At 52.9% G+C, this 11,039-nt stretch carries 12 protein-coding genes and 1 tRNA gene; 2 read left to right on the forward strand and 11 right to left on the reverse strand.

Going from position 1 to position 11,039, the window contains the following annotated elements; all coding sequences use genetic code 11:
• Positions 1-2: 2 nt before the first annotated feature.
• From ACLJRS_RS21975 to ilvL, 9 genes are all read right to left on the reverse strand, one after another.
• Positions 3-344 (reverse strand): helix-turn-helix domain-containing protein, encoded by a 342-nt coding sequence (locus ACLJRS_RS21975; protein WP_000560824.1) that lies wholly within the window; start codon positions 342-344, stop codon positions 3-5.
• Complete coding sequence (locus ACLJRS_RS21980) at positions 341-658, reverse strand: type II toxin-antitoxin system RelE/ParE family toxin (RefSeq protein WP_000535852.1); 318 nt, start codon at positions 656-658, stop codon at positions 341-343. Before ACLJRS_RS21980 ends, ACLJRS_RS21975 begins: the two co-directional genes overlap by 4 nt.
• A gap of 282 nt (positions 659-940) precedes the next feature.
• Positions 941-2,485 (reverse strand): threonine ammonia-lyase, biosynthetic, encoded by a 1,545-nt coding sequence (gene ilvA, locus ACLJRS_RS21985; protein ID WP_001518457.1) that lies wholly within the window; start codon positions 2,483-2,485, stop codon positions 941-943.
• A 2-nt stretch (positions 2,486-2,487) separates the two neighbouring features.
• Positions 2,488-4,338 (reverse strand): dihydroxy-acid dehydratase, encoded by a 1,851-nt coding sequence (ilvD, locus tag ACLJRS_RS21990; protein ID WP_001127436.1) that lies wholly within the window; start codon positions 4,336-4,338, stop codon positions 2,488-2,490.
• Between the two features lie 159 nt (positions 4,339-4,497).
• Positions 4,498-5,427, reverse strand: a complete 930-nt coding sequence (gene ilvE / locus ACLJRS_RS21995; protein WP_000208532.1) for a branched-chain-amino-acid transaminase — start codon at positions 5,425-5,427, stop codon at positions 4,498-4,500.
• A 17-nt stretch (positions 5,428-5,444) separates the two neighbouring features.
• On the reverse strand, positions 5,445-5,708 hold the full coding sequence (gene ilvM, locus ACLJRS_RS22000; protein ID WP_000983260.1) for an acetolactate synthase 2 small subunit: 264 nt from the start codon (positions 5,706-5,708) through the stop codon (positions 5,445-5,447).
• Positions 5,705-7,351 carry an acetolactate synthase 2 catalytic subunit gene (ilvG, locus tag ACLJRS_RS22005; protein ID WP_001012557.1) on the reverse strand — a complete coding sequence of 549 codons (1,647 nt, stop codon included), beginning with the start codon at positions 7,349-7,351 and terminating at the stop codon, positions 5,705-5,707. The genes ilvM and ilvG overlap by 4 nt, the downstream gene beginning before the upstream one ends.
• Before the next feature lie 2 nt (positions 7,352-7,353).
• Positions 7,354-7,404 carry a peptide IlvX gene (ilvX, locus tag ACLJRS_RS22010; RefSeq protein ID WP_192930503.1) on the reverse strand — a complete coding sequence of 17 codons (51 nt, stop codon included), beginning with the start codon at positions 7,402-7,404 and terminating at the stop codon, positions 7,354-7,356.
• An 86-nt stretch (positions 7,405-7,490) separates the two neighbouring features.
• Positions 7,491-7,589 carry an ilv operon leader peptide gene (gene ilvL / locus ACLJRS_RS22015; protein ID WP_001311244.1) on the reverse strand — a complete coding sequence of 33 codons (99 nt, stop codon included), beginning with the start codon at positions 7,587-7,589 and terminating at the stop codon, positions 7,491-7,493.
• Positions 7,590-7,940: 351 nt separating this feature from the next.
• On the opposite strand from ilvL, the gene ACLJRS_RS22020 reads away from it, so the two are divergent.
• Positions 7,941-9,461, forward strand: coding sequence for a YifB family Mg chelatase-like AAA ATPase (locus tag ACLJRS_RS22020; RefSeq protein ID WP_000050225.1), 1,521 nt, complete (start codon positions 7,941-7,943; stop codon positions 9,459-9,461).
• 24 nt (positions 9,462-9,485) lie between these two features.
• Here ACLJRS_RS22020 and maoP read toward each other — a convergent pair whose 3' ends face one another.
• Positions 9,486-9,824, reverse strand: coding sequence for a macrodomain Ori organization protein MaoP (gene maoP / locus ACLJRS_RS22025; RefSeq protein WP_000840996.1), 339 nt, complete (start codon positions 9,822-9,824; stop codon positions 9,486-9,488).
• Positions 9,825-9,930: 106 nt separating this feature from the next.
• On the opposite strand from maoP, the gene hdfR reads away from it, so the two are divergent.
• On the forward strand, positions 9,931-10,779 hold the full coding sequence (gene hdfR / locus ACLJRS_RS22030) for an HTH-type transcriptional regulator HdfR (RefSeq protein ID WP_086008739.1): 849 nt from the start codon (positions 9,931-9,933) through the stop codon (positions 10,777-10,779).
• Between the two features lie 100 nt (positions 10,780-10,879).
• On the opposite strand, the gene ACLJRS_RS22035 is transcribed toward hdfR, so the two are convergent.
• Positions 10,880-10,955 (reverse strand) — tRNA-Trp (locus tag ACLJRS_RS22035).
• Positions 10,956-11,039: the final 84 nt, after the last annotated feature.

Below are 11,039 nucleotides of genomic sequence, written 5' to 3' on the forward strand. Positions count from 1 at the left end.
TTTTACGGCCCTACCATTACCCGAACAGGCTTCCCAATACGGCTAAGCATATTCACCAGAGCATCAATGGTGAATTTGCTGCATTTCTTGTTGACGACATCCGAAACGCGCGGTCGGGATATATGCAAAACTGTAGCAACCTCGGCTTGCTTCATCTGGTTTTGCGTAATCCAGAGGGTAATTTCTTCCATTAGCTGTTGTTTAATGGCTAACGTGTTTTCGATTTCATTCAGGGAATCAGCGTAAAACTTTTCTGCGTCCTGCTTATGAAACCCCAAATCAGCAAAAACATTACCGCCAGATGGCGTCACATGGCGAATATCACTATCAGTTTTGGCAATCACAAGCTGTTTCTCCGTTGTTGCACCACCCGGTTATAACGCGTTCTGGCGATGTTTTTATCATGCTGACTGGTTTGTTGCGTCTGTTTTTGGAAACTATGCAAAACGTAGAGTGCTTCTTCAAACTTAGCGACATACATAACGCGATAGATACCATTGTTGTCACGAATACGAATTTCATTTACCCCAGCCCCAATTTCTGAAAACGGTTTCCAGTCATCGGGTTCAATTCCATACTGAATTTTGTGAAGCTGATAACCGACTGCTTTACGTACCGTTATGGGAAAAGCCAGGAGATCCTCCAGAGAAGATCCCACTCATCGAATTTCTTTTTCATTGGAGAGAGCTCGGGTGAGTAACATAACATCCTTGCGTATAAAATTTTATACATTGTTTTTAGCAGGTGCAAGTGATGGCGGTGCTAACGATATGGTGAGCCGAGTTTCACCACAAGCAGATTGGGCGCCTTCTGGAAAACGTCTCGCAAAATGAAATGAGTGGATGCTCCGGGCTGGCAGAAAAGCCCAATAACTGAGGGAAGATAATATCTGGATATCAGGCCCACTTTACTTTGTGGGCCCGAAAAACTAAACGCTGAATTAACCCGCCAGAAAGAACCGGAACGCCGGGTTATTGCTCTCATCATGGCATTCATAGCCCAGCTCATGCAGCCGGGTTTCGAAATCCGGCTCATGATCGCCTAACTCGAACGCCGCCAGCACGCGGCCATAATCGGTACCGTGGCTACGGTAATGGAATAGCGAAATATTCCAGTGCGTGCCAAGCGTATGCAGGAATTTGAGCAACGCGCCGGGCGACTCCGGAAATTCGAAACTATACAAACGCTCCTGTAATGGCTTGGAGGGGCGTCCGCCGACCATATAGCGCACATGCAGCTTCGCCATTTCATCGTCGGAGAGATCCACTACGCTATAACCGCCGTCGCACAGTTGGGTGATAATCTCTTTTCGCTCCTCCAGCCCCTGACTGACGCGTACGCCAACAAAAATACAGGCATTTTTCGCGTCGGCAAAACGGTAGTTAAATTCGGTGACCATACGCCCGCCAAGCAACTGGCAGAATTTGAGAAAGCTCCCCTTTTCTTCCGGAATGGTCACCGCCAGTAACGCTTCGCGCTGTTCCCCCAGCTCGCAGCGTTCAGACACATAGCGCAAGCCGTGGAAGTTGACGTTGGCGCCGGAAAGGACGTGCGCCAGGCGTTCGCCGCGAATATTGTGCTGGGCGATATATTTTTTCATCCCCGCCAGCGCCAGCGCGCCGGAGGGCTCCGCCACCGCACGCACATCTTCAAACAGGTCTTTCATCGCCGCGCAGATCGCGTCGCTATCGACTGTAATAATGTCGTCGAGATATTCCTGGCACAGCCGGAACGTTTCGTCGCCGATGCGTTTTACCGCTACGCCTTCAGCAAACAACCCAACGCGCGGGAGATCCACTGGATGACCGGCTTCCAACGCCGCTTTCAGGCAGGCGGAATCCTCCGCTTCGACGGCGATAACTTTGATTTGCGGCATCAATTGTTTGATCAGTACCGCTACGCCCGCCGCCAGGCCGCCGCCGCCAACCGGCACAAAGACACGATCGAGATGCGAATCCTGCTGAAGCAGTTCCAGCGCCAGCGTGCCCTGCCCGGCGATCACCATTGGGTGATCAAACGGCGGCACCCAGGTAAAACCCTGCTGCTGCGCCAGTTCAATAGCTTTCGCTTTCGCTTCATCAAAATTAGCGCCGTGCAACAGCACTTCGCCGCCAAAACCGCGTACCGCATCGACTTTAATATCCGCCGTTGCTTTTGGCATGACGATCAGCGACTTCACGCCAAGCCGCGCGGAGGAGAACGCCACGCCCTGCGCATGATTGCCCGCCGACGCGGTAATCACGCCGTGGGCTTTTTGTTCTTCGGTCAATCCGGCCATCATCGCGTAAGCGCCGCGCAGCTTAAAGCTATGTACCGGCTGCCGGTCTTCGCGTTTGACGAGAATAACGTTATCCAGACGTGACGAGAGCTTTTCCATTTTTTGCAGCGGCGTCACCTGCGCCGCTTCGTATACTGGCGCGCGTAGCACCGCGCGCAGATACTCCGCCCCTTCCGGCGCGACTGACAGTGGTTGAGATTCCGCCATCATCAACCTCCCAGTTTCGATTTATCGCGCACCGCGCCTTTATCGGCGCTGGTCGCCAGGCTGGCGTAGGCACGCAGGGCAAACGAAACCTGACGCTGACGATTTTTCGGCGTCCAGGCTTTGTCGCCACGAGCTTCCTGCGCCTCGCGGCGTGCGGCGATTTCAGCCTCACTCAACTGCAACTGAATGCTGCGGTTCGGGATATCAATCGCAATAGTGTCGCCATCTTCAATCAACGCAATAGTGCCGCCGCTGGCCGCTTCCGGCGAAACGTGGCCAATAGAGAGACCGGAAGTCCCGCCGGAAAAACGCCCATCGGTGATGAGCGCGCAGGCTTTGCCCAGCCCCATCGACTTCAGGAAACTGGTCGGATAGAGCATTTCCTGCATTCCCGGCCCGCCTTTCGGCCCTTCGTAGCGGATCACGACTACATCGCCTTCCACTACTTTGCCGCCGAGAATCGCCTCTACCGCCTCATCCTGACTTTCATACACTTTCGCCGGGCCGGTGAATTTAAGGATGCTGTCATCGACGCCCGCGGTTTTAACGATGCAGCCGTTTTCGGCGAAGTTGCCATACAGCACCGCCAGACCGCCGTCTTTGCTATAGGCATATTCCAGCGAGCGGATGCAACCCGCTGCGCGGTCGTCATCCAGCGAATCCCAGCGACAATCCTGCGAGAACGCCTGAGTAGTACGGATACCGGCAGGGCCAGCACGGAACATTTTTTTAACCGCTTCGTCCTGCGTAACCGTGATGTCGTACTGTTCCAGCGTTTGCGGCAGCGTCAGGCCTAATACGTTTTTCACGTTGCGGTTCAGCAGCCCGGCGCGATCCAGCTCGCCTAAAATACCCAGCACACCGCCGGCACGGTGAACATCTTCCATATGGTATTTCTGGGTACTTGGCGCCACTTTACACAGCTGCGGCACCTTGCGGGACAGCTTGTCGATATCACTCATGGTGAAGTCGATTTCCGCTTCCTGCGCCGCCGCCAGCAGGTGAAGAACGGTGTTGGTCGAACCGCCCATCGCGATATCCAGCGTCATCGCGTTTTCAAACGCGGCTTTGCTGGCGATGTTACGCGGCAGTGCACTTTCGTCGTTTTGCTCGTAATAGCGTTTAGTCAGTTCAACAATCCGCTTACCGGCATTGAGGAACAACTGCTTACGGTCAGCGTGAGTTGCCAGCAGCGAGCCGTTGCCCGGCTGCGACAGGCCCAGCGCTTCGGTCAGACAATTCATGGAGTTAGCGGTAAACATGCCGGAGCAGGAGCCGCAGGTTGGACAGGCGGAGCGTTCAACCTGGTTACTTTGATCGTCAGAGACTTTCGGGTCCGCTCCCTGAATCATGGCATCAACCAGATCCAGCTTGATAATTTTGTCTGAAAGCTTGGTTTTCCCGGCTTCCATCGGGCCGCCGGAGACAAAGATCACCGGAATATTCAGGCGCAGCGAGGCCATGAGCATCCCTGGGGTGATTTTGTCGCAGTTGGAGATACACACCATCGCGTCAGCGCAGTGAGCGTTCACCATGTACTCAACGGAGTCGGCGATCAGCTCGCGCGACGGCAGTGAATAGAGCATACCCCCGTGCCCCATGGCAATCCCGTCATCCACGGCAATAGTGTTGAACTCTTTCGCCACCCCGCCGGAAGCTTCAATCTGTTCGGCGACCAGCTTACCGAGATCGCGCAGATGAACGTGACCCGGCACAAACTGAGTGAATGAGTTCACCACGGCGATAATCGGTTTGCCAAAATCACTGTCGGTCATTCCGGTGGCGCGCCACAGCGCGCGGGCACCCGCCATATTACGACCATGGGTGGTGGTGGCGGAACGGTACTTAGGCATGCTTTATTTACTCCCCATCTTTTCCCTTCATACTTCACGCCACAGGTGCGTTGGCTGCCTCACTCACCCCAGTCACTTACTACAGTAAGCCCTGGGGATTCGCTGCGTTACCGCCTTCCTGTGACGCAAATTATTTTGGGAAAATATTAATTTTATTTATTATGAATTTACCGGATCCAACCAGCCCCATTTATCCTCGGTTTCTCCAGTGAAGAGACCAAAGAAGGCTTGTTGAATACGCTTGGTAACAGGGCCGCAACGGCCTTCACCTACCTGGATACCATCAACGCTGCGTACCGGAGTAATTTCTGCCGCGGTTCCGGACATAAACACTTCGTCGGCCAGATACAGCGACTCACGGGACAGCACCTGCTCGCGCACTTCAATACCCAGCTCTTTCGCCAGTTTGATGATCGCGTCGCGAGTAATGCCTGGCAGCGCGGAAGAGGTAAACGGCGGAGTAAACAGCACGCCATCTTTTACCTCAAACAGGTTTTCACCTGCGCCTTCGGAGATATAGCCGTTTACATCCAGGGCGATGCCTTCCTGATAGCCGTGGCGGCGCGCTTCGCTACCCACCAGCAGTGAGGAGAGGTAGTTACCGCCCGCTTTCGCAGCGGTTGGAATGGTGTTCGGCGCAGCGCGATTCCAGGAAGAAACCATCGCATCGATCCCCTGATCCAGCGCTTCGGCGCCCAGGTATGCCCCCCACGGGAACGCGGCGATGATGACGTCAGTGGTGTATCCCGGGGGCGGGTTAACGCCCATACCGACATCGCCGACAAATACCAACGGACGGATATAGGCGCTGGTCAGGTTGTTTTTGCGGATCACTTCGCGGCAGGCTTCCATCAGCTCATCAATACTCTGGGAAACCGGAAAACGATAAATTTTTGCTGAGTCGCGCAGACGCTGCATATGTTCACGATGACGAAACACTACCGGGCCTTTGTGAGAGTCGTAGCACCGAATCCCTTCAAATACCGACGTACCGTAGTGCAGCGCGTGGGACATTACGTGAACCTTCGCGTCTTCCCAGCGCACCATCTCGCCATTGAACCAAATATAATCAGCTTTTTTCGTCGTCATTTTTCTTCCTTTTGCGCTCAGGCGCGGATTTGTTGTGATGTTGCAGCGCTCTGGCAGATCGCGACATGCGCAACATCTACCAGTTTACTTAACTGACTAAACAGTAAGTCGACCGACCGGGGACTGGCAACGGTCAATTCAATATTTATATTCTGCGCATCGGTCGCGGCTTCCATATTCATGGAGCACACCTGAAAACCACGATGGCGCACCACGCGTAAAACACGTTCTAAGGTTTCTGGATTAAAGCGTGCCGATACATTGACCTGATGTTGCATCATGATAATTTCTCCAGCATTTCAGAGTTACTGGCGCCAGGCGGCACCAACGGCCAGACATTTTCAAGTTCGTCGATTGAGACGTGAAGCAGGTACGGCCCTTCGCTTGCCAACATAGTGTCGAGTGCCGCTTCAACCTGGTCTTTACGAGTAATGTGCTGGCCTGGAATGCCGAAGGCGCTGGCCAGCATGAGGAAATCGGGGTTATCGGTCAGGGTGGTTTCGCTATATCGCTCCTGGAAAAACAGTTGCTGCCATTGTCGAACCATCCCTAACCGCTGGTTGTCGAGTAAGACTATCTTCAACGGTAACTGCTTGCGTTTTACGGTGCCCAACTCCTGAACATTCATCATGAAGGAGCCGTCACCGGAGATACAGATAACGGTATCATTCGGTCGCGCTACCTGCGCGCCAACGGCCGCCGGTAAGCCGAATCCCATCGTCCCCAGACCGCTGGAGGTGATGAAGTTCTCCGGGCGGGTGTAAGTCATATGCTGGGCTGACCACATCTGATGCTGCCCCACATCCGTCGTCACCACACTGTCTGCGGGTTTGCGTTCCGACAATTGCTTCAACAACAACGGCGCATAGATAGTCTCGCCAGGATGATCATAGCGCCAGGCGTGTTCTGCGCGCAGCTCTGCACAGGACTGACGCCATGCGTCGATCTTCAGCGGTTGCTGTAATGCCGACAACAGCGAATTTAAATCGCCCTGCAACGCGACGTGTGCCTGACGCAGTTTGTTCATTTCCGCCGGGTCGATATCCATATGGATCACGCTGGCGTTCGGCGCAAACGTATTCAGCTTACCGGTCACCCGGTCATCAAAACGTGCACCCACTGCGATCAGTAAATCACACTCTTGCACCGCGAAATTAGCCGCTTTAGTACCGTGCATTCCCAGCATGCCCAGATAGTACGGATAATCAGCTTCAACAGCCCCTAGCCCTTTCAGCGTGCAGGTAACTGGCATTTGCGTTACCGCGATAAATTTACGCAGCGCCGGAACTGCCTGCGCCATACCAACACCACCGCCGACGTACAGCATGGGTTTTTTCGCCTGTTCCAGCATCTGGCGCGCCTGTTCCGCATCAGCCTGCGGGAAAGTCGCTTCGTTATCAACGGTAGTAAACCAGGGTTCCAGCTCACCGCTGGCCAACTGGATATCTTTCGGGATATCCACCAGAACCGGGCCAGGACGGCCAGCGTTGGCGACTTCAAAAGCCTCCGCCATGATGCGCGGCAACTCTGCCAGCGACTGCACCAGGAAGCTGTGTTTGGTGCAGGCCAGCGACAGCCCTAACACATCCACCTCCTGGAACGCATCGGTGCCGATGAACGGGGCGGAAACCTGACCCGTGATCGCGACGACGGGGACCGAATCTAACAACGCATCCGCCAGGCCAGTGATCAGGTTAGTGGCGCCAGGGCCGGAGGTGGCGATACAAACACCGGTTTTGCCGGTAGAACGGGCATAACCGATTGCCGCCATTGCGGCACCCTGTTCGTGTCGGCACAACAAATGCTCCACACCACCGTCATACAACGCGTCGTAAACCGGCATAATTGCGCCGCCAGGATAACCAAATACGGTTTTCACCCCCTGCGCTCGCAAAGCATGTACCACCCACTGTGCCCCGTTCATAGTTACATCCCCGTCGTAAATCTTGAGAAACAGAATTTTATGCTGTTATTCACGCTCTGCTCCTCGCTTAAGTTTTTCAGGCCAAAAAAAACCCCCGGACCTTTCGGTGCGGGGGTCTTAGTTCGTTAAGGCTTGATTTCTAAGCCTTTCCTCGTCCAAGTGCAGCCCCGCACGGTGGGATAATAATCACCACCACGCTAATCACGACCAGGCTAATCACTCGTAGAAGGGCTGTCATTTTTGTCTATTCTTGCATCTTGTTCGAAGGAATACCTAAAGAGTTACCATAGGTTTTGCCAATAGCACAAGATATTTTTTTAACCACGTTTCAGATAATGCAGGTGAATGCCTAAAAGTGCTTTGTTTTTTATAAGAAAAATTAGCAACTGAAAAATTTTCACGTTTTCCTCCCCCTTTTGGCGCGCTTTACACCCTGTTTTCCTTCTTTTCGCTTCTGCGAGCGTTCTTCCAGTTTGATGTTTCTTACCTGAAAATGACGCCAAAATTCAGGAAGCAGCCGCTAAAAAACAAAAAGTCAGTAATTCGATTTTCTCTTCTATTCCGCATAATCCACGTAACAGGAGGGATTATGTCACTGGCGATTGTTCATACCCGCGCCGCACTTGGCGTCAATGCGCCGCCTATCACTATAGAGGTGCATATCAGTAATGGTTTACCGGGACTAACCATGGTTGGCCTACCGGAAACCACGGTAAAAGAGGCGCGTGATCGGGTACGTAGTGCGATTATTAATAGCGGATATGAATTTCCGGCTAAAAAAATAACCATTAACCTTGCTCCAGCCGATCTACCGAAAGAGGGTGGAAGGTATGACCTGCCTATTGCTGTTGCGCTTCTGGCCGCGTCTGAGCAGCTTACAGAGTCGAATCTTGAGGCATATGAGCTGGTGGGTGAGTTAGCGCTTACAGGCGCATTACGCGGCGTTCCTGGCGCAATATCAAGTGCAACGGAAGCCATCAGGGCCGGCAGAAATATTATCGTCGCAACAGAGAACGCGGCGGAGGTTGGGCTTATCAGCAAAGAAGGTTGTTTTATCGCCGATCATCTACAAACCGTCTGCGCCTTTCTGGAAGGGAAACACGCCCTGGAAAGACCTTTAGCTCAGGATATGGCATCGCCTACCGCAACTGCCGATCTTCGCGATGTGATCGGTCAGGAGCAGGGTAAACGCGGCCTGGAGATTACAGCGGCAGGGGGACATAATCTGCTATTGATCGGCCCGCCGGGTACGGGTAAAACCATGCTGGCCAGTCGACTGAGCGGGATTCTTCCACCATTAAGCAATGAAGAGGCGTTGGAAAGCGCCGCGATCCTCAGTCTGGTTAATGCCGATACGGTACAAAAACGATGGCAGCAACGTCCCTTTCGCTCACCTCATCATAGCGCCTCGCTTACTGCTATGGTCGGCGGCGGCGCAATACCCGCCCCGGGAGAGATATCGCTGGCGCACAACGGAATTTTGTTCCTTGATGAATTGCCTGAATTTGAGCGACGCACACTGGATGCGCTACGTGAACCTATAGAATCCGGTCAAATTCATTTATCCCGTACCAGAGCGAAAATAACGTACCCTGCCAGGTTCCAGTTAATCGCCGCAATGAATCCCAGCCCGACCGGACATTATCAGGGAAACCATAATCGCTGCACGCCAGAACAGACACTACGTTACCTTAATCGGTTGTCAGGCCCGTTTCTTGATCGTTTTGACCTTTCGCTTGAGGTACCGCTTCCACCGCCCGGGATTCTTAGCCAACACGCCTCAAAGGGTGAGAGCAGCGCTACGGTAAAAAAGCGGGTCATCGCCGCCCATGAACGGCAGTACCGACGCCAGAAGAAGTTAAACGCGCGTCTGGAGGGTCGCGAAATCCAAAAATATTGTGTTTTGCATCACGATGACGCTCGCTGGCTTGAAGACACGCTGGTGCATCTTGGGTTATCCATTCGCGCCTGGCAGCGTTTACTAAAAGTGGCCAGAACCATTGCCGACATAGAACTGGCTGACCAGATCTCGCGTCAGCATTTGCAGGAGGCGGTAAGCTATCGGGCGATAGACAGGTTGTTAATTCATTTGCAAAAGCTGCTGGCGTAAAAAAAGGGCATTACGCCCTTTTTATTAATCATCAGCTTCGGTGTAGTCTTCTGCGCCTTCAACTTGCGGCTTGCCGCCAGACAAGGTGTGGAAGCGTTTTGGACGCTTGATACGCGTCATATACTTGGACCAGACGCGTTCTGCATCCGTTACCGGCTCACGTTCACCGCGACATACCGCTACAAACAGCTTCTCTTCTTCAGTCACAGGCTCACGCTTGCCAAGATCCAGATCATTAAAGGCATGACCATGACGCTCAAGCAGTTGTGCCTCTTTAATCGTGAAATCACCGTGACGAGAGAATCCACGTGGATAATGTTTATTGTCAAAATATCGATTAGTCGTCGTAAAGCTTTCCGCCATCCTGCACGCTCCTAATTCTTTGTCTGAGCTATTTATGGCGCGGAGTATTAGTTACGCTTGACAGAGTGTAAAACAAAACATTTAAATCATAACGACAAATAATTTTGTGGAGAGCACAGTGGATACGGAATTGTTAAAAACTTTCCTGGAAGTTAGCCGGACACGCCATTTCGGGCGGGCCGCAGAAGCACTTTACCTGACGCAATCCGCGGTGAGCTTTCGTATCAGGCAACTGGAGAATCAACTGGGCGTAAACCTTTTTACGCGGCACAGAAACAATATCCGTTTAACCACGGCTGGCGAAAAACTTTTACCGTATGCGGAAACGCTGATGAATACGTGGCAGGCGGCACGTAAAGAGGTGGCGCATACCTCACGCCATAACGAGTTTTCCATCGGCGCCAGCGCGTCTTTATGGGAGTGTATGCTTAACGCCTGGCTGGGTCGACTGTACCAACTACAGGAGCCGCAAAGCGGCCTGCAGTTCGAAGCCAGAATCGCTCAACGGCAATCGCTTGTGAAGCAACTTCATGAACGCCAGCTTGATCTCCTCATTACTACCGAAGCGCCCAAAATGGATGAGTTCAGCAGTCAGCTGTTAGGGCACTTCACTTTGGCGTTATATTGCAGCAGCCCTGCCCGTAAGAAATCAGAACTCAATTATCTGCGGCTGGAGTGGGGACCAGACTTCCAACAGCATGAAACAGGGCTGATCGCAGCAGATGAAGTGCCGGTATTAACAACCAGCTCAGCCGAACTCGCCCGACAGCAGCTTAGCGCATTAAATGGCTGTAGCTGGCTTCCTGTAAACTGGGCAAATGAAAAGGGCGGATTACATACCGTTGCCGACAGCGCAACGCTTTCACGGCCGCTATACGCTATTTGGCTGCAAAACAGCGATAAATACTCGCTGATCTGCGATCTGTTAAAAACGGATGTGCTGGATGGCCAATGAAAATGATGAAAAGAAAAAGAAGGGAACTTACGATTACCTGACCAGATAATCAGGTAATTTCAGGCAAAAAAAATCCTTAGCAGATGCTAAGGATTATTTCTGGCAGGGGCGGAGAGACTCGAACTCCCAACACCCGGTTTTGGAGACCGGTGCTCTACCAATTGAACTACGCCCCTAATTAGGGTGGCGGAACGGACGGGACTCGAACCCGCGACCCCCTGCGTGACAGGCAGGTATTCTAACCAACTGAACTACCGCTC

This window comes from Salmonella sp. SAL00670 (genome assembly GCF_046552235.1).
In the GTDB taxonomy this organism is placed as follows: Bacteria; Pseudomonadota; Gammaproteobacteria; order Enterobacterales; family Enterobacteriaceae; genus Salmonella; species Salmonella enterica.

Bases quoted from the DNA above. Each gene is read 5' to 3' on its own strand.
- ACLJRS_RS22020 (WP_000050225.1), top strand. From the start codon at position 7,941: ATGTCACTGGCGATTGTTCATACCCGCGCCGCACTTGGCGTCAATGCG.
- maoP (WP_000840996.1), bottom strand. From the start codon at position 9,824: ATGGCGGAAAGCTTTACGACGACTAATCGATATTTTGACAATAAACAT.
- ilvM (WP_000983260.1), bottom strand. From the start codon at position 5,708: ATGATGCAACATCAGGTCAATGTATCGGCACGCTTTAATCCAGAAACC.
- ilvA (WP_001518457.1), bottom strand. From the start codon at position 2,485: ATGGCGGAATCTCAACCACTGTCAGTCGCGCCGGAAGGGGCGGAGTAT.
- ilvE (WP_000208532.1), bottom strand. From the start codon at position 5,427: ATGACGACGAAAAAAGCTGATTATATTTGGTTCAATGGCGAGATGGTG.
- ilvL (WP_001311244.1), bottom strand. From the start codon at position 7,589: ATGACAGCCCTTCTACGAGTGATTAGCCTGGTCGTGATTAGCGTGGTG.
- ilvD (WP_001127436.1), bottom strand. From the start codon at position 4,338: ATGCCTAAGTACCGTTCCGCCACCACCACCCATGGTCGTAATATGGCG.
- ilvG (WP_001012557.1), bottom strand. From the start codon at position 7,351: ATGAACGGGGCACAGTGGGTGGTACATGCTTTGCGAGCGCAGGGGGTG.